The sequence below is a fragment of the Enterobacter cloacae complex sp. P47BA genome (genome assembly GCF_014930485.1).
GTDB classification, from domain to species: domain Bacteria; phylum Pseudomonadota; class Gammaproteobacteria; order Enterobacterales; family Enterobacteriaceae; genus Enterobacter; species Enterobacter bugandensis.
The window spans coordinates 66,147-86,858 of record NZ_JADBRF010000001.1 but is presented as its reverse complement, the minus strand read 5'-3'; the positions used below and the strand labels follow the sequence as shown (position 1 = coordinate 86,858).

Sequence of the window (20,712 nt, the reverse complement as noted above, 5' to 3'; positions counted from 1 at the left end):
TATCGTGCCGATGAACAGGAAAATACTATGTCGCAAAATAGTTTTGATGCGCTTAATGCAATTAAAACGCCCGTGTGGCTCATTTCTCCTGTTTCGGAACAGATTATTTTTGCAAATGTGGCCGCAATACAGCTAACGGGTAATAAAACGCTGAATGACCTGCGTAAAGGGTCCTGTTCTGCAAGTGCACAAACCGTACTGTCGATGTATGTTCCTGAACTGAAGAACGATCACGATATTGTCGAGATCTGGACAGTTAGCCGGGGCGGGCAGGACGTACCGATAAGCTGTCGCCTCTCCATCACCCACGTCACGCCGGATGGTGATGTTATCGTTTTCGAAGGAATCTCTTCGCACGCCCCCTCAGGCCTGAAAGCCAGCCGTTCCGCAACCTATCAACGCAAAAAACAGGGGTTTTACGCCCGCTTTTTCCTGACCAACAGCGCACCAATGTTGCTAATCGATCCTGCCCGTGACGGGCAAATTGTCGATGCAAACCTGGCCGCGCTCAGCTTTTACGGTTATTCACATGATGAGATGTGTCGGAAGCACACCTGGGAAATTAACACGCTTGGCAGAGGCGTCATGCCCATCATGACGGAGATCGCCGCGCTGCCCGGCGGACATAAGCCGCTTAATTTTATTCACCGCCTTGCCGATGGCACCACCCGCCACGTCCAGACCTACGCGGGCCCCATTGAGATCTACGGCGACAAACTGATGCTGTGCATAATCCATGATATTACTGAGCAAAAGAGGCTTGAGCAGGAGCTGGAAAATGCTGCATTACGTGACTCGATGACGGGGTTACTCAACCGACGTCAGTTTTATAACGTTATCGACCAAACCAACCTGAGCCACCTCTCCGCCCAGCAGCAATTTAGCCTGCTGCTGGTGGATACCGATCATTTTAAAAACATCAATGATCTCTTTGGTCACCTGAAGGGTGATGAGGTGCTCATCGCCCTCTCCCGCACCCTGGAAGCCTGCTGCAGACAAGATGACCTGGTGTTCCGCTGGGGCGGTGAAGAGTTTGTCATCCTGTTGCCGCGTACGTCTCTCGAAACGGCGCTGAAGATTGCCGAATCCGTCCGTGCGGCGGTCGCCCATATTACCCTCCCAGGCTTACCACGCTTTACCGTCAGTATTGGCGTGGCTCGGCATGACCCGGAAGAGAGTATTGACGCGCTGTTTAAACGTGTCGACGATGCGCTCTATCGCGCCAAAAACGATGGGCGTAATAAAGTCCTTGCGGCATGAAACTGGAGTATCGTGAAAAGCCCCGCTACAATGCCCAGCTTAAGTAAATTAACGACGGGTGGGTTGTGGCAACAATGGGAAAGACAGAAATAATACTCACCTTAATTATTTTATTGCTTATTATATTTGGCTTATGGTTTATTTTCAGCGGTGAGATTTGGTTTTTCGTTGAATATCTGGAAAATAGTCTCTACCCCACTTTTGACGCACTGTAGTGCACGTTTAATTTATTGTTTCACCTACCGAATCTGTCAGGTATCTGCATTGCCCTCAGCCACGTAAGATACGCGGCGTTATCCTCCAACAATGTTGATAACGAATCACTAAATCATTTGCTTATTTCGCCCGTTCTCTGACGGGCTTTTTTTATTTCCGGCTATTAAGCAAAATCAGGGTTTTCGCCCGTCAGTCACCATGTTGGTATAGCACCGCTCTGCTCCAGTCATAAAAGGCGCGTACCGAAGGCGGGAGATAGCGGTTTTGTGGATAGACAAGCGAAAGCGGTAAATCGAAAGAGACGTCCTCCATACAGCGAACCAACGCCCCGCTCTTCAGATACGGCTCAGCCAGATAGCTGGCCACGCGAATTAGTCCGAGCCCTTGAATTCCGGCCTGGATATAGGCGTCGGTGTCATCGACGATCAGCGTCTCTTTCATGCGGATTGCACAATCGCCGTCATCACGCGTAAAAAACCAGTCAATGGTACGCCCGGTGCGGTGGTTCAGGTAGCCGACTGCGTAATGCTTTTCCAGTTGGTCGAGATTTTCCGGCTTACCACAGGCGGCTATATAGCCCGGAGAAGCCAGAACAACCCACCTGAAGTTCGCCAGAGGGCGCGCGACCAGCGTCGTTGAATCTTCGATCCTCCCGGTGCGGATCACGCAGTCATACCCTTCCTGAATAATGTCCTCCACGTTATCGCTGGAACAGAGTATCAGCTCCAACTCGGGATACTGGCGGAGAAATTCAGGGAGACTGGGAAGAATGCAATGTCGGGCGAGAGACTGCGGCATCCCGACTTTAAAACGGCCTCTTGGCTGCGCGGATCTGCCGGGAAAGGAAGACTCCATTGTCGCAATATCCGTCAGCAGCCGTTTGCTCTCGTCATAGTAGCGTCGGCCTTCTGCGGTCACGCTGAGTTTCCGGGTGGTGCGCTGTAAAAGCTGAATGCCCAGGTATGTCTCCAGCGCCTTAACGACCCGCGATACGGTTGAGCGCGGTAGCCCCAGCACTTCTGCCGCCCTGGCGAAGCTGTGGGTCTCGACCACACAAACGTATACCCGCATTGATTCCAGTTTATCCATATTCCCACCGCGCCTGAAAAGATCGATTATCCCATTTTTACGAACAGTCTAACTTATGCTTGTCGTCTTATCGAATGCAGCCATCTGACATAACCTTGCTCAAGTTGTAGTAATCAAGCGATTTAACAAAGAGAGGCTCAGTATGAAAGAACGTGATATCACGACAGCCGAAAAAGTATTAGTGCTTGGTGCAGGACAATTGGGCGCTGCCGTGCTGGAGTATCTGGTTCCGGCAGTCACGCAGCGCGACGGCGCTGTCTCCGTTATCGTATCGCCCGGCTCCAGGGACAGCCGGGGTAAGCTTCAGTCCGAAACGCATCAAAAACTGGCTGATGCAGGGGCCAAATTTATCTCTGTCGATGTCGCTGCCAGCACGATTGACGCGTTAAAAAACCACTTCGCGGATTTTGATACTGTTATCAACTGCATGGGGTTTGTCGCTGGCGCGGGAACACAGATAAAGATTACTCGCGCGGTACTGGAGGCTCGCGTTAAACGCTATTTTCCCTGGCAGTTTGGCGTGAATTACGATGTGGTAGGCAAAGGGAGCGGTCAGCCCGTCTGGGACGAGCAGTATGATGTCAGGACGCTACTGCGGGAACAGAACGCGACGGAATGGGTCATTGTTTCAACCGGCATGTTTACCAGTTTTCTCTTCGAACCGGCATTTGATGTGGTGAATTTATCCGAAAAAACCATTAATGCGCTCGGAGGATGGGACACACAGGTCACCGTGACATCACCTGCGGATATTGGCCGACTCACCACCGAAATTTATTTGCATCAGCCGCGGATCGTAAATGAAGTGATATTTGTCGCAGGTGAAACAACCTCATACGGAAAACTGGCAGAAACCGTTGAACGTGTGACCGGCCAAACGTTCACTAAAGACGTATTACCCCTCTCTGCGCTACTGGATGAGCTGCGTTTGAAACCGGATGATACGATGACAGGCTATCGCACGGCCTTCGCCAGGGGTGACGGTGTATGGTGGCCGATGAAAGATACCTGGAATGTACAGAATAACCTGCCGACCCAGGATATAGCGTCATGGCTAAAGACCGTCATTTGAGGACATATCCTTTCAGGTCGCTAATGAAAACTGGCGCTGTCAGCTGCGCCAGCTTTTGGTTTAGCCGTGGTTACCTTGCGTTAACAGGCAACCGGTACTGATTAGTGCTTTTCAATATATATCGTCCGGCTATATGCCACGTCTTCCGGGTTATTGATGGGGTAGCCCTTCACCCAGGGCTTAATCAGGCGACCGTTAGTGTACTGATAAATTGGCGCGATGGGCGCCTTCTCCATAAGGATTTTCTCCGCCATGTTGTAGTCCGCATTGCGCGCCTTCGCGGTGGTTTCCAGCGTCGCCTGCTGGACGATCTTATCGTAGGCAGGGTCATTAAAGCGGGAGATATTGCCGCTGTGAGTGGAGGTCAGCAATGACAGGAACGTTGATGGCTCGTTGTAATCGCCTACCCATGAGGCGCGGATCACATCAAAGTTGCCGGTGTTACGGCTATCAATGTAGGTTTTCCACTCCTGGTTTTGCAGTTTGACATCCACACCAAGATTTTTCTTCCACATGGAGGCCACCGCAATGGCGATTTTCTGGTGGTTTTCGGATGTGTTGTACAGCAGGTTCAGCTTCAGCGGGCGCTGAGGACCGTATCCTGCAGCCTGCAGCAAGGTTTTGGCCTGGGCGTTGAGTTCCTGCTGCGACATCTGCTCAAACGGCGAGGCGCCCGGGGTAAACCCTGCCGTCACGTCAGGCGTAAAGTGCCAGGCGGGTTTCTCTCCCGTGCCTAACACCTTTTCCGCCATAATGCGACGGTCGATAGTCATGCTCAGCGCAAGACGGACGCGGGCATCGGCAGTTGGGCCCTTTTGCGTGTTAAACGCATAGTAATACGTTCCCAACTGAGGCGGCGTATAAACCTGCCCCGGAATGTCCTTCATGAGCTTCTGATACATGTTTTTTGGGAACGATTCGGTAATATCAATATCCCCTGCCAGGTAGCGTTTGGTCGCCGACGATTCCTGATTAATCGGCACGAAGGTCACCTTTTGCAGTACCGTTTTGGCATTGTCCCAGTAGTGCGTATTGGGCACCACAACCAGTTTTTCATTCACCACGCGGTCCTTCAGAACGTAAGCCCCGTTCCCCACCAGCGCGCCCGGCCGCGTCCACTCTTTACCGCTTTCGACGTTAGCTTTTTGTACTGGATAGAAGGCAAAGTTCGCCGCCAGGTTGCTGAACCACGGCAGCGGTTTGTCCAGCTGAACGCGTAACGTTCTGGCGTCCACCGCCGTCACACCCAGCGTATCGGGCGCGGCTTTACCGTCAATAATGGCCTGCGCGTTATTAATTCCCGCCAGCGCGGCAAACCAGGCAAACGGAGAGGTGGTTTTCGGGTCAACCAGACGCTGCCAGCTGTAGACAAAATCCTGGGCGGTGACAGGGGAGCCGTCGGACCATTTCGCGTCATCGCGTAAGGTAAACATCCAGACACGGTTATCGTTGCTCTGCCAGCGTGTCGCCACGCCCGGCGTCAGCTCCCCTTTCTCATTCTGATTAACCAGGCCTTCAAAGAGATCGCGAATCACCTGAATCTCTGGCAACCCCACGGCTTTCGCCGGGTCCAGCGAAGCCGGCTCGTCTTTAATATGCCTGACCAGCTCTTGTTTTTGCGCCAGCGCAGTGCCCTGCGGCACGTCAGCTGCGAAAGAAAGTGAAGAGAGCCCGCACAGGCACAGTGCGGCAAAAAGACGCGAAACAGGATGCTTCATAAGATCCCCTTTAATGAATTCAGGTATTAAGCAGATGCGTAATTATTTGTTTCGACAAAGAGAAATGCAAATAACTTACGCCTGAATAGTGATTCAAGGCAATTCTTTGCCATTACGGAAACTATTTGATTAACAGCGGGTTTTGCACAACACTGCCAGTAGTGACTTCTTTATCAGGATTTCGTATGGCAACCACCCGACCGAGAGCGGAACGCGGCGCCTTTCCGCCGGGCGCTGAGCAATATGGCCGCTCCTTTTTAGGCGCATCGCTGATCTGGTTCCCCGCCCCCGACGCAGACCGCGAAAGCGGCTTGATTCTTGCCGGCACGCACGGGGATGAAAACTCCTCCATCGTGACGCTTTCCTGCGCGTTGCGGACGCTGACGCCTTCATTGCGACGTCATCACGTGATTCTGGCGGTTAACCCGGACGGCTGCCAGCTGGGTCTTCGCGCCAATGCGCGAGGCGTTGACTTAAACCGTAATTTTCCGGCAGCAAACTGGCGCGCAGGGGAAACGGTGTATCGCTGGAACAGCTCCGCCGAGGAGCGTGATGTGGTTCTGCTAACGGGAGATAAGCCGGGCTCAGAGCCGGAAACCCAGGCGCTGTGCCAGCTAATCCATAAGATCCACCCCGCGTGGGTGGTCTCCTTCCACGATCCGCTGGCCTGTATTGAAGATCCGCGTCACTCCGAGCTTGGCGCGTGGCTGGCAGACGCATTCGCCCTGCCGCTCGTGACCAGCGTGGGCTATGAAACGCCAGGCTCGTTCGGTAGCTGGTGCGCCGATTTGAGCCTGCCCTGCATAACCGCTGAATTCCCGCCGATCTCCTCCGACGAGGCCAGCGAAAAATACTTAAAAGCCATGGTGGATCTTTTACGCTGGCAGCCTCAGAGATGAAGCACGCCGCTGGTAAAATGGAGCGCGGGAGAGACGTCAACCGCCAGCCACGTCGGGCCGTCCAGATCGGCGAAACGGACCTGATTGACCAGCGGTAGCGCCGCGCCGATTGCCCGGGATGTACAGAGCATACAGCCCAGCATCAGTGAAAAACCTTGCGCCCGGGCTTCTGCCGCCAGGGCCAGCGCCTCTGTCAGCCCGCCGGTCTTGTCGAGCTTAATATTAATCATCTCGTAGCGGCCCTGCAGCTCGCTCAAGCTCGCGCGGGTATGACAGCTTTCATCCGCACAAACGGGCAACGGATGGATAAAGTTCTTCAGCGCCGCGTCATCTTTTGCTGGCAGAGGCTGCTCCAGCATGGCCACCCCCAGGTCGGCCAGCAGCTGACAGCGGGCGGCCAGCCCTTCTGGATGCCATGATTCATTGGCATCAACAATCAGCGTGGCTGAGGGTACCGCCGCGCGAATGGCGACCATCCGCTCGCTAATCAGACGATCGTCGAGCTTCACCTTCAGCAGCCGGGCCCCGGCGTCAAAAAGCGCTTTGGCGCTGGCGGCCATCTGTTCCGGCTCGCCAATCACTACCGTTTGCGCGGTAGCGACCGATTCAGGCAGCGCCACGCCCAGTAATGCTGTCAGGGGTTGCTGCTGTTTCGCCGCCTCCAGACACCAGAGCGCACTATCAATGGCGTTACGTGCGGCCCCGGCGGGCAAACGCTGCTGTAATGCCTCGCGCGTGAGCCCGGTTTGCAGGTCTGGCACCAGCGTCATGATATGCGCCATCACTGACGCGAGGCTTTCACCATAGCGCGGGTAAGGCGTACACTCCCCTACGCCTTTAAAACCGTCCTCTTCGATTTCAACGACCACCACGCTGGCTTCGCTTCGGCTGCCGCGGGAAATCACAAACGGGGTATGCAATGGCCAGGCTTCTTCATAGACCTTAACGCTTCTCATCACTGACTCCTTGCAGCCCGGAAAGGCGAAAAAATTTGGTTTGCCGTGTTATCCGCGGATGGCATACACTAGCCCCGACGTTAACTATATGTAAACAGGAAGATATCTATGTCACAACTCGTTCATTTCCAGGGCAACCCGGTTGCTGTTGCAGGTTCCATTCCGCAGGCTGGTAGCAAAGCGCAGGCTTTTACTCTGGTGGCTAAAGATCTGTCTGACGTCACACTGGCTCAGTTTGCGGGCAAACGCAAAGTGCTGAACATTTTCCCGAGCATTGATACCGGTGTTTGCGCCGCATCCGTGCGTAAGTTCAACCAACTGGCAACTGAAATGGACAACACCGTTGTGCTGTGCATTTCTGCTGACCTGCCGTTCGCCCAGTCGCGCTTCTGCGGTGCTGAAGGCCTGAGCAACGTTATCACCCTCTCCACCCTGCGCAGCCCGGATTTCCTCGAAAACTACGGCGTCTGCATCGCCGAAGGCCCTCTGAAAGGCCTGGCAGCACGCGCGGTACTGGTTCTTGATGAAAACGACACTGTCATCTTCAGCGAACTGGTTAACGAAATCACTACCGAGCCGGATTACACCGCCGCGCTGGAAAAGCTGAAAGCATAATCATTACTTAGCATTCTATACCGCTTTTTCAAAACCTCGCTATGGCGGGGTTTTTTATTAATTACTCGCTGAATCGTTAAAGCAATAATGAGCTTGCGTCACAAAATCAACGCAATTCAGTTTCTAGAATTCAGCAAAATAGCGATCAGACCCGCATATTGATCGTTAAACAACCCTGAATTTACCCTCAGTGAAGCGCATCACATTTCCCTTATCGCCAAAACATTAGATTTGCTTACGAAGTTAAATAATCGTTTCAGCAAAAAGGGATAAATATGAAAATAAAACTGGCTTTAACGCTCCTTTCGGTACTGGTTTCGGGCCATGCCGCAGCAAAAACCTGGGTGCTGACAAGCGCTGAAAGCAGCGTGGAAAAAGGAAACTGGAAGATTTCCAGCGATGAGCTGAAAATTAACGATCGAACGTTCAGCATTGAGCAAAAAGTGTTGCACGGCGGCAAGCAGGAAGGCAGTAAAGTGATCGTTATTAGCAGTAAAAACGGCCTGACCATCACCTTAAGCCCGACGCGCGGGATGAACCTTCTGCATGTGGAGGGCTTTGGCACCAGGCTGGGCTGGAACTCCCCCGTTAAAGAGGTCGTTAATCCGGCGTATATCAATCTTGAAAGCCGAAACGGACTTGGCTGGCTGGAAGGTTTCAACGAGATGATGGTCCGCTGTGGCTACGAATGGACGGGGCACCCGGTCACCGCTGACGGCCAGATTTACACCCTGCATGGCAAGGCGGGGAATACACCGGCATCCCAGGTGGAAGTAGAAATTGCGGATGCTGCCCCGCATGAAATTCGTATTCGCGGTCTCATCAAAGAAAGCACCTTTAAAAAAGCGGATCTGCAAACCATGACCGAACTGCGTTACGTTCCAGGAACCAACCAGTTCAGCCTGCATGACGTTCTGACGAACCATGCCGATTACCCTCATGACTATCAGATCATCTACCACAGCAACTTCGGGGCGCCTGTCCTCGAAGAAGGCGCGCGCTTCCTTGCCCCGGCGGCAAGCGTGAGCCCGTTCAATGATTACGCGAAAGCGGGCGTTAACGACTGGCAAACCTACGCCGGGCCGACAAAAGGCTTTGATGAGATGGTCTTTAACATCAAACCGCTTGCGGACAACAACCATGAAACCCTCGCGGCGGTGGTGAATAAAGCCGGTGACAAAGGCGCGTCAATTCAGTTTGATACCCGCCAGCTGCCCGTGCTGACCCTGTGGAAAAATACCGATACGCCAAAACAGGGCTATGTCACGGGGATTGAGCCAGGCACCAGCTACGCCTACCCCGTCACCATTGAACGCGAGCAGAAGCGGGTTAAGCAGCTGCAACCAGGCGCCAGCGCTCAATTTGACCTGACCTATACCCTGCTACACAGCGCGCAGCAGGTGAAGGACGTCGAAAGCAGGATTGCGTCGATTCAGGGCGAGACAAAAACAGAGATCGTGACCACGCCGCTGGCGAAGGAATAAGCATTAAAAAAGCCTCTTTACAGAGGCTTTTTGTTATTCGTCACCTTTCTTATGATTCAATCCATACTCACGTAACTTATTCGCAATCGCGGTATGCGAGACGCCAAGCCGTTTTGCCAGTTTGCGGGTGCTGGGGTAGCTGCGGTACAGCTGCGTCAGCACGGAGCGCTCGAAGCGGCTGGTGATATCATCCAGCGAGCCTTCCATCGCCTCTTCGCCTACCGATACCGTTCCGGCGTCGTAATCCGGCAACAGAATGTCCTGAGGGCGCAGTTCATACCCTTCCAGCTGGGTCAGCGCGCGATAAACGGCGTTTTTGAGCTGACGAATATTGCCCGGCCAGCCGTAGCGCATGAGCACCGTGCCGAGATCTGCAGACAGTTTCGGACGTGGAACGCCCTGCTCGTCGGCAAAGCGGGCCACAAACAGCTCCGTTAGCGGCATGATGTCCTGCGGACAATCGCGCAGCGGTGGAATGTTCAGCGTCAGGACGTTGAGGCGGTAATAGAGATCTTCGCGGAAAATCCCCTTTTGCACCAGTTCCACCAGGTTCTTCTGGGTGGCGCAAATGACGCGCACGTCCACATGCACTTCGTGATCCTCACCGACGCGGCGGAAGGTGCCGTCGTTCAGGAAACGCAGCAGTTTAGCCTGCATACGCGGCGACATTTCGCCGATCTCGTCCAGCAGCACGGAGCCGCCGTTGGCCTGCTCGAAGAACCCTTTCTTGCCTTCCGGCGCGTGTCCAAACAGCTCGCTTTCGACGGCATCTTCTGGAATAGAGGCACAGTTAAGCGCCAGATACGGTTTTGCCGCACGCGGGCTTGCCAGGTGCACGGCGTGCGCCAGCAGATCTTTCCCGGTACCGGTATCGCCGGTAATCAGCAGCGGCGCGGTAAGGCTGGCAAGCTTGCGCGCCTGGTCAACCACGTGGCGCATTTTCGGGCTGACGGCAATAATCTGGCTGAATGCGCCAACGTCCTGGCTGGAGAGGTTTTGCAGCTGGCGCCCCATGCGTAGCGTCGAGCGCAGCATGATCACCGCCCCGGTCAATACGCGACTATTTCCTTCTCCTTTCAGATAGACCGGTGTGATCTCCATCAGGAAATTCTGCCCGTTAATCACCACATGCTCGCTGTGTGTATTCTGCGGGTTGCTGTCCAGCCAGCGCTGGAAGTTAAAACCGGGGATCAGCTGCGCGGCGTGGTGGCTGCTGAGCTTCTCCTGGCTCTGCGCGAAAAGCTGGCAGCTCGCGTGGTTAACGCGCTCGACTTTACTTTTCAGATCCAAAGAGAGGAACGGCTCGGGCATCGCTTCAAGCAGCGCGCTCAGGGCGAGGTGCTCACGTTCGGAGGGCATCCAGGGGATGGTGCGTACATCCGTAACGCCAGCGATACGGCGGATTTCCGCCATCAGGCTGCTGAAGGTGTTAAATTCAATTTCGGCAAAATTGAGGTAAATTCGCCCGACAGGATCGATCTCAATGCCACGTAAATCAATGCTACGTAAAACAAGAAGATCGAGTAATTCGCGGGTAAGACCGAGACGGTCTTCACAGAAGACTTCAAGACGCATGGGAAATTCACCGTTTTAAGCCAATAACGTTAAAATGATATGTCAGAACTCGGTGAACCGGAAGATGGCTGTCAACAAATATTGACAGCCAGCACGATTAGTGAACAAAGCCTCAAGGAGACGGTTTTTTATTGAGCGTCTCTTTCAGCTGACCGATCAGTTCACGCCTGAAATCCCCCAGCCGCGGCTTATCGCCATCAATCCACGGCAGCGGACGGCACACCTCCATCGCTTTGATACCCAAACGCGCCGTCAGCAAGCCCGCGCCAATGCCCTGGGCTGCACGGGCTGAAAGACGCGCCGCCAGATCCTGCGACATCCAGTCCATTCCCACTTCGCGCACCAGCTCGCTCGCGCCCGCAAAGGCGATATTGAGCAGGACCAGTTTGAAAAGCCTGAGCCGGCTGTAGTAACCCAGCTCTATGCCGTAAAGGTTCGCGATACGGTTGATGAGGCGCAGGTTACGCCAGGCGATAAAGGCCATATCCACCAGCGCCAGCGGGCTGACGGCAATCATCAGCGTGGATTCCGCCGCCGAGCGGCTAATCTCACGCCGCGCCTGGGCATCCAGCACCGGCTGAACCATATGGGAATAGAGCGTGACCACCTCCCGGTCGTTCTGGGTTTCATGGATGGCGGCGTACCAGCGCTGGAGCGCCGGATGCGACTGATCGATACCGGCCTGGCTGGCCAGTTTTTCACAGAAGGCGCGGCCTTTGCCAGTGCCGTGGCTGTGGAGGAGATCCCGCGCTTCATCGCGCTCGTGCGCACGCTGTCGCAAACGCCAGAGGCGGCGCCACTCGGTGGCAACCGACCCGACGCCCGCCCCCACGATGAGCGCGCCCGCGGCACATCCTCCCAGCGCAACCCAGTCCTGGGTTTGCCAGGCGTTCATCGCCCACTGCACGCCCTGCCCGACCACGCTGACGCCAAACAGCGCCAGACCGGCGGTGACCATCTTGCGCCACAGGCTGCGTTTAGGACGCAGAGCGGCTTCCACGACCGCCTCCGCCGGACCGTCTTCGACGGCGGGATCGTCCGGCAGCGCCGGGGCAAAGTTCTCCGCCTGCGCGCCGCTGAACGTCTGCGCCGTTTTAAAGGCGTCCTGACGCTCGGGCTCAAGCGTTCCGGTAAAGTCTATGCGCGGTTTTAACGGTTCCGTCATCGCAATTTATCTCCAATCAAAAACTCCAGCGCCGCATCCAGACGGATGTGCGGTAACGGCCGATCGACGCTCATGGTCTGAGGGCGGAAGGCTTCAAACTGGAAGCCCTGGCTCTGCCAGAAGGCCTGGCCCGGCAGCCGCGCGGGGACTTCGCCGGGATAGACGGTAAGCGGCTCGCCGTCACTGAGTCGATTCCCGCGTAATGCTGGTATTTTCTCTCCGTTAAGGTCAATCAGGCCGCTTTGGGTCGCCTGCACCGATGCGAGCCCAAGACAATCCATACTGATGCCTTCAAACGCGGCGTTTTGCCAGGCGTCCTGCACCAGCTGCTGCAGCAGAGAAACCATGTTGGCGTGCTGATCGACCGTAACGTGATCGGCTTTTGTGGCCGCAAACAGTAGCTTGTCGATCACCGGTGAGAACAGACGACGAAACAGCGTCCGCTGCCCGTAGTGGAAACTCTGCATCAGCTGCGTCAGCGCGAGGCGCATATCGTTAAATGCCTGCGGCCCGCTGTTGAGCGGCTGCAGGCAATCCACCAGCACAATCTGGCGGTCGAAACGTAAAAAGTGGTTTTTATAAAAACCTTTGACCACCTTTTCGCAGTAGTAATTGTAACGCTCGCGCAGCATGCCGGCATTCGTGTGTTTGTCGGCCTGTGCCAGCTTCGACTCGCCTGCGCCGTCCACATCCGGCCACGGGAAGAACTGCAGCGCGGGCGCGCCTGCTAAATCACCCGGCAAGACAAAACGGCCCGGCTGGATGAAGTGCAGCCCTTTCTGTTTGCACTGATGCAGATAGTCCGTCCAGGCTTCAGCAATGGTCGCCAGACGGTTATCATCCGCAGGCGCCAGCGGATCAAGGCCCTCGCACAGCTGTCGCCATTTCGTTGACCACTCTGCGCGTTGCCCTTGCAACAAGCCCGTCATCTGGCGGGACCAGCTGAGGTAGTCCTGCGCCAGCATCGGCAGGTCGAGCAGCCATTCGCCGGGATAATCGACGATTTCCAGATACAGAGTTGAGGTATCCTTAAAGTGACGTATCAGCGATTCATTAGAACGAAAGCGCAGCGCAAGGCGAATTTCACTGACGCCTCGCGTTGGCGTCGGCCACGCGGGCGGATCGCCGTAAAGCTGCGTCAGCCCTTCGTCGTAGGTAAAACGCGGTATGCCAAAATCACGCTGAGGGACGCGCTTAACGCCCAGCAGACGCTCTTCGCGCACGGCGCTGAGCAACGGCAGTCGCGCGCCGGCGTGCAGGTTCAGCAACTGGTTTACCATCGCGGTGATGAACGCCGTCTTACCACTGCGGCTCAGGCCGGTAACGGCCAGACGCAGATGTCGATCAACGCCGCGGTTCACCAGTGAATTGAGTTCGTTCTTAAATCGCTTCATCGCCATCCTTCATTGCCCGGAAGCCAGGAATGTATGGCTTCAGAATACAATAAATGGGGGCAGATCGTTGATTATCAATTCTTATTTATTGCTATTGCCGTTTTCTCTCCAGTAAGATGAACGACATTGCTGTCAGTCTGGAGTGAGTAAGGTGTATGTCACCCACCATCTATGATATCGCACGGGTTGCGGGCGTATCGAAATCAACCGTTTCCCGCGTTCTGAATAAACAAACGAATATTTCCCCTGAAGCGCGAGACAAAGTGCTTAAGGCGATAGACGAATTAAATTATCAGCCCAACAAACTGGCCCGCGCCCTGACCTCTTCTGGCTTTGATGCCATTATGGTTATTTCGACCCGCTCGACCAAAACTACTGCCGGTAACCCTTTTTTCTCCGATGTTCTTCACGCCATTACGGCAAAAGCGGAAGACGAAGGGTTTGACGTTATTTTACAAACCTCGAAAAGCAGTGAGGACGATCTGCAGAAGTGCGTGGGAAAAATAAAGCAGAAGATGATCAAAGGGATCATCATGCTCAGTTCACCCGCAAACGAATCTTTTTTCACCACGCTGGACGAATACGGTGTGCCCGTGGTGGTTATTGGAAAAGTAGAAGGAAAGTTCCAGAATATTTATTCTGTTGATACGGACAATTTTCACGACAGCGCTATTCTGGTCGATTCGTTTATTAAACATGGGCGAACAAAAATTGCCTGTCTGCATGCCCCGCTCGATTATCACGTTTCTATCGATCGCCTTGCGGGTTATAAATCCAGCCTTGAGAAGCAGGGTATCGCCATTAACCCGGACTGGGTTATTGATGGCGGATATACCCATGAAAGCGCGCTCCAGGCAGCCTGCAAATTACTCTCGTCTGACAACCCGCCCAATGCCGTTTTTGCTACTGACAGTATGAAATTGTTGGGTCTATATCGTGCAGCGGATGAGTTAAATCTGATGGTTCCCGAGCAGGTTGTTATGGCAGGCTACAGCGATCCGATGCTGTCTCTCGTTTTAACCCCTGCGCCAGGCGGGTTTGATATTCCGACAAGAAAGCTCGGCGAAGAGAGCTGCAACGTGTTGTTCAAGCGTATTGCGGGTAAACCTGCGCCGCATAAGATTTTGGTTGATACGCATTTTTCGGATGCGGCGTCCTTGCGCTAAAAACCAGGGGCAATCGCCCCTGGTAAATCATGATCAGAACGCGTAGTTCACGCCGACACCCGCGTAGTGGAAGCGATCGCTCTCACCTTCGTCATGGTTTTCCCATTCGTAGGCATATTCCAGCGTCATGGATAAACCGTTGTTAAAATCATAGGCGTACAGCATACCCAGACGGTTGAAATCATGTCCTTCACGCTCAGGATCGTCCTGCCAGTCCCAGTTTGACCAGCGATCGAGTCCCAGACGGGTATAAGGCGTTAACGTCGTCTGGCCTAACGAAATCGGCAGGTAGGCACGAATTTCCTGGGTAGAAAACTCGCCGTTATTACGTGAGCTGTCCATATTGAAGCCGCGCTCTAAATAATAATTTACTTTCGCAGAGAACGTTTCGTTGATGGTCCAGGTAAAACCGGTTTCGGTCTCGACGCGGCTGTCAGAATAACCGGTTTTATCGAGATCGTTGGCAAACTGATACATGGCAAACCAGCCGCCAAAGCGCCAGTCGTCGGTTAATTTAATATCCCAGTCAGGCTGAACTTTGTAGCGCTGCATATTAGCGCTACCGTCTTTGGCGCCGTGTTCATCTTTAAAGTGATAACCATAATTGCGGAAGCCACCGGTCAGACCGAACGTAAAATCATCGGTGCCGATAAAGCGATAGCGCAATTCAAATTCCGGGCGATCGAAATAGGTGCCACGCGTCATGCTGCTATAATCAACCGGCCCTTCCTGATACATTGCCAGAGATATTGTCCAGGCATCCCATGTTGCATTAAACCATACGGAGGGTTCATATAATCCATCTTTATCGTCGCTCTGACCTTCGACGTTTTCAATTTCATACATGGCACCGATATTAAACGCCCACTGCTTTGCGGGTTCTGTTGCTTGCGCGCAGCTAACCCCTGCGCACAGAACGAGCGCAGCACTTCTTAGTAGAGTACTCATTAAATATTCCCTTTATAATTAACAAACAAAAAAACCGGAAATTTGCATTTCCGGCAAACACCTTTCTTATCTAATAGCCGCTTCGGTATCGGCGTCGAAGAAATGGCACTTATTCATATCGAACTGAATGCCGATAGTATCTCCAGCTACGTAGTCATTGGCCGCGCCTGCGCGGACAACCAGTTCATGTCCGCCCACGGTGGCATAAAGCATAAATTCGGCACCGGTAAGCTCAGCGACGCTGACTTTCGCCGCGATATCTTCTCCGCTGCTCTGCAGGGTAAGAATGTCTTCCGGACGGATCCCGAAGACGACCGCTTTACGCTGGTAACCTTGCGCATTCAACTCGGCCAGCTTGTCCTCAGGGATCTCCAGACGCAGCGTTTCCGTTACGAAATAGCGATCGTCGATAGCGCCACGAATGAAGTTCATTGCCGGAGAGCCAATGAACCCTGCGACAAACATATTGGCCGGCTCGTTGTATACCTGCTTCGGCGCACCCACCTGCTGAATGATGCCGTCTTTCAGGATCACGATGCGGGTCGCCATCGTCATGGCTTCCGTCTGGTCGTGCGTAACATAGATCATGGTGGTGTTAAGCTTCTGGTGAAGCTTGCTGATTTCGGCACGCATCTGCACGCGAAGCTTGGCATCGAGGTTGGATAACGGCTCATCCATCAGGAAGACGCCCGCTTCGCGCACGATCGCCCTGCCCAGCGCCACACGCTGGCGCTGACCACCCGATAAAGCGCCAGGTTTACGCTTCAGGTATTCGCGTAACCCTAAAATCTGCGCCGCCCAGTTCACGCGTTCTTCAATCACCGCGGGCGCTATTTTTTGCATTTTCAGGCCAAACGCCATGTTGTCGTAGACCGTCATATGCGGATAAAGCGCATAGTTCTGGAATACCATCGCGATATCACGCGATTTGGCAGGCACGTCATTCATGCACACGCCGTCGATTATCAGTTCACCCGCGCTGATCTCCTCAAGACCGGCAATCATTCGCAGCGTCGTGGATTTACCGCAGCCCGACGGACCGACGAAAACAATAAACTCTTTGTCTTCAATTTCGAGGTTGAAATCCTTAACCACGTGGACCTGGTTATCATAGATTTTCTGAATATGTTTCAGAGAAAGTTGAGCCATAATTTATTCCTTATCAATACGCCCGGGACGCCCAGAATTCTGTCAGGCATTTCCAGGTCAGTTCCCGCGTTGAATGAAGTTGTAATCCCGCATGGTTAAGGCCAGGCCCAATCCCGACCGACAGCATTCCTGCGGCGTTGATTGCTTCAATACCCGCAGCGGCATCTTCAATGCCAATCGCCTCTTCAGGACGCACGTTCAGCCCCGCACAGGCCGCAAGGAAGATCTCCGGGTCAGGCTTTGAACGGCAAATGCGGGAAGCATCAGCGCAAAAATCGAAGGCCTGATGAATGCCCAGCGCGTGCAAAATCCCTGGGGCATTGAGCGATACGGATGCCAGCCCAATCTTGACCTTCGCGGCACGGATCTCCGCCAGCACGTCGCGGATCCCCGGCAGCAGAGAATCCTGCGTCAGTGATGCCAGCGACTGGACGTAAAGCGCATTTTTTTTCGTCGCAAGCGCCAGGCATTGCTCCTCGCTAAACATCCCCTCTTTTCCGCCGTGCTTCAGAATGCGCTGGAGGGAATCCATGCGGCTTATTCCCTTGAGCTGTTCGTTAAACACTTCGTCGAAGGTAATGCCAATTTCCTCCGCCACGGCACGCCAGGCCAGAAAGTGAAGATGCGCGGTATCGGTGATCACACCGTCCAGATCGAATACAACAGCCTTAAGCGTCATGGCGCCCCTCCGTGGTAGCGGTCCCAGATGCGGATGCAGAAAAGTCCTTCCAGAAGCAAACTTTTCGCTCCGATACATGCAGCGTTTTGCCCCACAGCGTCAGCGTGGCAGGCGCCGTGGTTTCAATGGTTAACACTTCGTTTTCATACGTGAAGTGCATTGCTGCGTTCCGCCACCGCAGCGGAAAAGCGAGTTTCTGCCAGTGAGCAGGCAGTTTTGGCGCGAGATGCAGTTCCCCTTCAATGATTTGCAGGCCAGCAAATCCCTGAATTGCGCCAGACCAGATCGCACCGGTTGCCGCGGCATGAATGCCCTCATCGCTGCTGTGCGGATCGTCGCCCAAATCAATGGCGATGCCATCGCGCCAGAAGGCATAGGCCCCCTGCGTGTCACCGCAGCGCGCGAGCACAATCCCGTGAATGGCCTTGCTCAGGGACGAATCATGGATCGTGCGTGGCTCATAGAACGCCAGATTGGCGGCGCATTGCCGTGGCGTAAACCGTTCTGGCAGCAGGTAGTTAAGCATCACCACATCGGCCTGCTTAAGGATCTGCATCTCGTTCACTTCCGCGCGGGAATAATCGAGCAGAATCGTCTGCTTGCCCGCTTTGGCTTTGTAGCGGCTCAGATCGATGGCAGGTTTTGCCATGAAGGTATCATCCTGCGGGATCACACCGTCTGCATCGGCCTCCGGTAGCCATAAGCGCGCCAGGAACTGCGCGGCATTCTCCGTAAAACGCGCATCCTCACGCCCAAACATCGCCATAAACTGGCGCGCGCAGGCAACGTTGTGCCAGGCCAGATAGTTGGTGTAAGCGTTGTTGTTCACGTGCTCGGTGTATTCGTCCGGTCCGATCACGTCATGGATTTCCAGACGACCATTGACGTCCGTTGCGCGTCCCATCCAGAACAAAGCCGTTTCCATCAGCAGCGTCAGGCCTTCGTTACGCATAAAGGCGTCATCATGCGTCGCCTGCCAGTACGCAACGACGGCCCAGGCAATATCAGCCACGATGTGATGCTCAGCAAGTGCGGAAGCCACCTTCTGGCGTACCCCGGTGCGGATGTTGATTGCCGCGAACTCCGGCGTCTCTTCCTCTCCGCTTGCGGCGCTTTCCCATGGGAACAACGCGCCCGGCCAGCCGTTACGACGGGCTTTTTCCCGTGCGCCAGCCAGATTAAGCCAGCGATAGCGCAGCAGGCTGCGGGCAATCTTTGGACGGGTAAACAGATGGAAAGGCAGCAGGAAAATTTCGGTATCCCAGAAGACGTGCCCCTTGTACCCCTCACCCGTCAGCCCTTTTGCGGCGATACTGCTTCGCTCATCATGGGCTGGCGTCATTGTCGTCAGGTGCCAGACGGCGTAATCCAGCGCCAGCTGATCCTGTTGCTCTGCGGAAGTCACTTCCACCCGGGCATCACGCCAGACCTCTTTCCAGGCATACGCTGAGCTTTCAAGTAATGCGTCGTAACCTCTTGCGGCAGAAACTTTGAGATCGGCCATCGCGTTGCGCGCAAAAGACTCCTGCGACAGCGCTTTATCGCTGCGATGTGTCACCCAGACGATCTTTTCAAGCGTGACAGTGTCACCCTGAGCAATGGTCAGTGAATGATGTACGCTGAGACGCCGATTTTTGGCGGTGAAACAGCTGTCGCTCTTCGCGGAGAGCTGACAAAACGCCGAAACAACAACCTCCGACGCCCGATCCTGCGTTTCATACACCCCCTGCATATAGTGCTGATCAAAGACCCTGACCGAGATTTCATCCAGATGCTGTCTGCCGCTGTTCGTTTGCGTCGCATCAATGCCGGTTTTCAGCACGGCTTGCGCGGAGGCATCAAGGGGGGTGATTGCGAGCTGCATAGCCACTAAAGGCAGCTGGTCCAGCGACACAAAACGGCGGCTCTCCAGCCGATAGCGTTTGCCGTTGGGTGAACGCCAGACAACGTTGCGATGCAGTTCACCGTTTGCAAAGGCCAGCTCGCGCTGCCACTCAAGAATTTCCCCAGCCAGGAGGGTGAAATTGACGCCGTCCAGCTCTACATCAATACCGGTGATATCCGGCAGATTGACCAGCTCAGTGGTCTCGTTGCGCCCCGCGCGATGATACAGCCCAGCGAGATACATGCCTCTGGTCTGCTGGGTGTAGTCTTCTTCATGCGCGGCGCGAATGCCCATGTAGCCATTGCCGCATGCCATGATGGAGGCGTATTTATTCAGGCTGTGTGGACAAAAGCCCGGATCGGTTAATACAGAGACGTTCAGCATAGTGTTACGCTTTCCCCTGTTTCTGCGGATTCATAAAGCGCGCCAACAAGCTGCTGAATTACCAGTCCCTGTTCTGCATCGGCAATCATCACGGGCTCTCCCAGCACGTGACGTACAAAGGCATCCATGCTGCGCAGATGGCGCTGATCGTCCGCCTCTTCGCGCTGGGTAAGGCTTTCTAAAACACCGGCTTCGTCGTTGTAGATGTGCGCCGGGAACAGCGTTGCACCCGCCTTTTCACCGCAGAAAGAGACGTTCATGATCGACTGCTCGCGAATGTTAAGCGCAAAGGAGGTGTCCAGACGCAAAATGCCGCCGTTGCAGAATTCAATCGTGCCAAACAGCGCATCTTCCACGGTAAATTGCGCAGGATCCCACTCGCCAAACTGACCGGTGCTTTTACGGTTTCCCAGCCTCTGGAAGCTGTGCGCAGTCACCCGTTTTACCGCCGGGAAACCCAGGACATACATTGCGGCGTCGAGCATATGAATGCCAATATCAATCAGCGGTCCACCGCCCTGTAGCGATTTGTTGGTAAAAACGCCCCACCCCGGCACACCACAGCGACGCAGCGCCTGCGCTGAGGTAAAGTAAACCTCACCGAGCGTTCCGTTCATTACCGCATCGCGCAGGAGTTGGGTATCCAGGGCAAAGCGATGGTGAAAATCATAGGCCAGGACTTTTCCTGCCTTGCGCGCCGCGATGCGCATCTCATCAGCCTGCTGCGGGGTCATCGCCGGGGGCTTTTCACACATCACATGGCAGCCCGCCTCGAGCGCCGCCATCACGTGTTCAAAATGGAACCGGTTGGGCGAACAGACGCTCACCACATCCGGTTTTACTGCCTGCAACATCTCGTGAGCGTCCAGCCATGCCGATGGAATAGCATAACGTTCCGCGAACGCCTGTGCCTGCTCAAGGCGGCTGTCCATGACAGCCACCATTTGAACATCACTGCGCGTGGCGTAATACGAGGCATGCACTTTGTCCGCGACCTGCCCGGCGCCAATAATGGCGACGCGCAGAGGCGAAGGTGTAGAAGCACTCATCACGCTCGT

General features: G+C 54.6%; 18 protein-coding genes. 7 read left to right on the top strand and 11 right to left on the bottom strand.

The window, feature by feature from the left end; genetic code table 11:
- Positions 1-27: 27 nt before the first annotated feature.
- Together IM299_RS00425 and IM299_RS00420 are read left to right on the top strand one after the other, a co-directional pair.
- Entirely contained in the window at positions 28-1,260 is a 1,233-nt protein-coding gene (locus IM299_RS00425; RefSeq protein WP_193356819.1) for a diguanylate cyclase domain-containing protein, read from the top strand.
- A gap of 74 nt (positions 1,261-1,334) precedes the next feature.
- Positions 1,335-1,475, top strand: coding sequence for an Ecr family regulatory small membrane protein (locus IM299_RS00420; RefSeq protein WP_032644880.1), 141 nt, complete (start codon positions 1,335-1,337; stop codon positions 1,473-1,475).
- A 190-nt stretch (positions 1,476-1,665) separates the two neighbouring features.
- On the opposite strand, the gene IM299_RS00415 is transcribed toward IM299_RS00420, so the two are convergent.
- Complete coding sequence (locus IM299_RS00415) at positions 1,666-2,565, bottom strand: LysR family transcriptional regulator (RefSeq protein WP_193356818.1); 900 nt, start codon at positions 2,563-2,565, stop codon at positions 1,666-1,668.
- Positions 2,566-2,707: 142 nt separating this feature from the next.
- Here IM299_RS00415 and IM299_RS00410 point away from each other — a divergent pair, with 142 nt between their 5' ends.
- Positions 2,708-3,637, top strand: a complete 930-nt coding sequence (locus IM299_RS00410) for an aromatic alcohol reductase (RefSeq protein WP_193356817.1) — start codon at positions 2,708-2,710, stop codon at positions 3,635-3,637.
- 101 nt (positions 3,638-3,738) lie between these two features.
- On the opposite strand, the gene IM299_RS00405 is transcribed toward IM299_RS00410, so the two are convergent.
- Complete coding sequence (locus IM299_RS00405; protein ID WP_193356816.1) at positions 3,739-5,355, bottom strand: ABC transporter substrate-binding protein; 1,617 nt, start codon at positions 5,353-5,355, stop codon at positions 3,739-3,741.
- 185 nt (positions 5,356-5,540) lie between these two features.
- On the opposite strand from IM299_RS00405, the gene mpaA reads away from it, so the two are divergent.
- Positions 5,541-6,254, top strand: a complete 714-nt coding sequence (gene mpaA / locus IM299_RS00400; protein WP_047364989.1) for a murein tripeptide amidase MpaA — start codon at positions 5,541-5,543, stop codon at positions 6,252-6,254.
- Here mpaA and ycjG read toward each other — a convergent pair.
- Positions 6,245-7,210 (bottom strand): L-Ala-D/L-Glu epimerase, encoded by a 966-nt coding sequence (gene ycjG, locus IM299_RS00395; protein ID WP_193356815.1) that lies wholly within the window; start codon positions 7,208-7,210, stop codon positions 6,245-6,247. The two genes, mpaA and ycjG, sit on opposite strands and share 10 nt — an antisense overlap.
- A gap of 108 nt (positions 7,211-7,318) precedes the next feature.
- On the opposite strand from ycjG, the gene tpx reads away from it, so the two are divergent.
- Positions 7,319-7,825 (top strand): thiol peroxidase, encoded by a 507-nt coding sequence (gene tpx, locus IM299_RS00390; protein ID WP_153655755.1) that lies wholly within the window; start codon positions 7,319-7,321, stop codon positions 7,823-7,825.
- 275 nt (positions 7,826-8,100) lie between these two features.
- Positions 8,101-9,309, top strand: coding sequence for an aldose 1-epimerase family protein (locus IM299_RS00385; protein ID WP_193356814.1), 1,209 nt, complete (start codon positions 8,101-8,103; stop codon positions 9,307-9,309).
- 33 nt (positions 9,310-9,342) lie between these two features.
- On the opposite strand, the gene tyrR is transcribed toward IM299_RS00385, so the two are convergent.
- From tyrR to IM299_RS00370, 3 genes are all read right to left on the bottom strand, one after another.
- Positions 9,343-10,884: a transcriptional regulator TyrR gene (tyrR, locus tag IM299_RS00380; protein WP_028013361.1), complete on the bottom strand. Its 1,542-nt coding sequence runs from the start codon at positions 10,882-10,884 to the stop codon at positions 9,343-9,345.
- A 112-nt stretch (positions 10,885-10,996) separates the two neighbouring features.
- Positions 10,997-12,049: a YcjF family protein gene (locus tag IM299_RS00375; RefSeq protein ID WP_193356813.1), complete on the bottom strand. Its 1,053-nt coding sequence runs from the start codon at positions 12,047-12,049 to the stop codon at positions 10,997-10,999.
- Entirely contained in the window at positions 12,046-13,443 is a 1,398-nt protein-coding gene (locus IM299_RS00370) for a YcjX family protein (protein WP_193356812.1), read from the bottom strand. Before IM299_RS00370 ends, IM299_RS00375 begins: the two co-directional genes overlap by 4 nt.
- 155 nt (positions 13,444-13,598) lie before the next feature.
- Here IM299_RS00370 and IM299_RS00365 point away from each other — a divergent pair, with 155 nt between their 5' ends.
- Positions 13,599-14,609 carry a LacI family DNA-binding transcriptional regulator gene (locus tag IM299_RS00365; protein ID WP_048956150.1) on the top strand — a complete coding sequence of 337 codons (1,011 nt, stop codon included), beginning with the start codon at positions 13,599-13,601 and terminating at the stop codon, positions 14,607-14,609.
- A 33-nt stretch (positions 14,610-14,642) separates the two neighbouring features.
- Here the strand turns inward: IM299_RS00365 and IM299_RS00360 are convergent, their stop codons facing one another.
- The 5 genes from IM299_RS00360 to IM299_RS00340 all read right to left on the bottom strand — a co-directional run bounded on the left by IM299_RS00360 (position 14,643) and on the right by IM299_RS00340 (position 20,706).
- Positions 14,643-15,557 carry an OmpG family monomeric porin gene (locus IM299_RS00360; RefSeq protein ID WP_193356811.1) on the bottom strand — a complete coding sequence of 305 codons (915 nt, stop codon included), beginning with the start codon at positions 15,555-15,557 and terminating at the stop codon, positions 14,643-14,645.
- Positions 15,558-15,623: 66 nt separating this feature from the next.
- Positions 15,624-16,706 (bottom strand): ABC transporter ATP-binding protein, encoded by a 1,083-nt coding sequence (locus tag IM299_RS00355; RefSeq protein WP_041909689.1) that lies wholly within the window; start codon positions 16,704-16,706, stop codon positions 15,624-15,626.
- Positions 16,707-16,719: 13 nt separating this feature from the next.
- The gene (gene pgmB, locus IM299_RS00350; RefSeq protein ID WP_063437896.1) at positions 16,720-17,385 is read right to left on the bottom strand and encodes a beta-phosphoglucomutase; all 666 of its coding nucleotides are present in this window, start codon (positions 17,383-17,385) and stop codon (positions 16,720-16,722) included.
- Entirely contained in the window at positions 17,375-19,654 is a 2,280-nt protein-coding gene (locus IM299_RS00345) for a glycoside hydrolase family 65 protein (protein ID WP_193356810.1), read from the bottom strand. The genes pgmB and IM299_RS00345 overlap by 11 nt, the downstream gene beginning before the upstream one ends.
- On the bottom strand, positions 19,648-20,706 hold the full coding sequence (locus IM299_RS00340) for a Gfo/Idh/MocA family protein (protein ID WP_193356809.1): 1,059 nt from the start codon (positions 20,704-20,706) through the stop codon (positions 19,648-19,650). The genes IM299_RS00345 and IM299_RS00340 overlap by 7 nt, the downstream gene beginning before the upstream one ends.
- Between the last annotated feature and the right edge of the window lie 6 nt (positions 20,707-20,712).

What these genes read in the sequence shown, in the direction of transcription:
- IM299_RS00420 (WP_032644880.1), top strand. Translation starts at nt 1,335, where the DNA reads ATGGGAAAGACAGAAATAATACTCACCTTAATTATTTTATTGCTTATT.
- pgmB (WP_063437896.1), bottom strand. Translation starts at nt 17,385, where the DNA reads ATGACGCTTAAGGCTGTTGTATTCGATCTGGACGGTGTGATCACCGAT.
- mpaA (WP_047364989.1), top strand. Translation starts at nt 5,541, where the DNA reads ATGGCAACCACCCGACCGAGAGCGGAACGCGGCGCCTTTCCGCCGGGC.
- tyrR (WP_028013361.1), bottom strand. Translation starts at nt 10,884, where the DNA reads ATGCGTCTTGAAGTCTTCTGTGAAGACCGTCTCGGTCTTACCCGCGAA.
- IM299_RS00345 (WP_193356810.1), bottom strand. Translation starts at nt 19,654, where the DNA reads ATGCTGAACGTCTCTGTATTAACCGATCCGGGCTTTTGTCCACACAGC.
- IM299_RS00355 (WP_041909689.1), bottom strand. Translation starts at nt 16,706, where the DNA reads ATGGCTCAACTTTCTCTGAAACATATTCAGAAAATCTATGATAACCAG.
- IM299_RS00415 (WP_193356818.1), bottom strand. Translation starts at nt 2,565, where the DNA reads ATGGATAAACTGGAATCAATGCGGGTATACGTTTGTGTGGTCGAGACC.
- IM299_RS00365 (WP_048956150.1), top strand. Translation starts at nt 13,599, where the DNA reads ATGTCACCCACCATCTATGATATCGCACGGGTTGCGGGCGTATCGAAA.
- IM299_RS00360 (WP_193356811.1), bottom strand. Translation starts at nt 15,557, where the DNA reads ATGAGTACTCTACTAAGAAGTGCTGCGCTCGTTCTGTGCGCAGGGGTT.
- IM299_RS00370 (WP_193356812.1), bottom strand. Translation starts at nt 13,443, where the DNA reads ATGAAGCGATTTAAGAACGAACTCAATTCACTGGTGAACCGCGGCGTT.
- IM299_RS00385 (WP_193356814.1), top strand. Translation starts at nt 8,101, where the DNA reads ATGAAAATAAAACTGGCTTTAACGCTCCTTTCGGTACTGGTTTCGGGC.
- IM299_RS00405 (WP_193356816.1), bottom strand. Translation starts at nt 5,355, where the DNA reads ATGAAGCATCCTGTTTCGCGTCTTTTTGCCGCACTGTGCCTGTGCGGG.
- tpx (WP_153655755.1), top strand. Translation starts at nt 7,319, where the DNA reads ATGTCACAACTCGTTCATTTCCAGGGCAACCCGGTTGCTGTTGCAGGT.
- IM299_RS00375 (WP_193356813.1), bottom strand. Translation starts at nt 12,049, where the DNA reads ATGACGGAACCGTTAAAACCGCGCATAGACTTTACCGGAACGCTTGAG.
- IM299_RS00425 (WP_193356819.1), top strand. Translation starts at nt 28, where the DNA reads ATGTCGCAAAATAGTTTTGATGCGCTTAATGCAATTAAAACGCCCGTG.
- ycjG (WP_193356815.1), bottom strand. Translation starts at nt 7,210, where the DNA reads ATGAGAAGCGTTAAGGTCTATGAAGAAGCCTGGCCATTGCATACCCCG.
- IM299_RS00410 (WP_193356817.1), top strand. Translation starts at nt 2,708, where the DNA reads ATGAAAGAACGTGATATCACGACAGCCGAAAAAGTATTAGTGCTTGGT.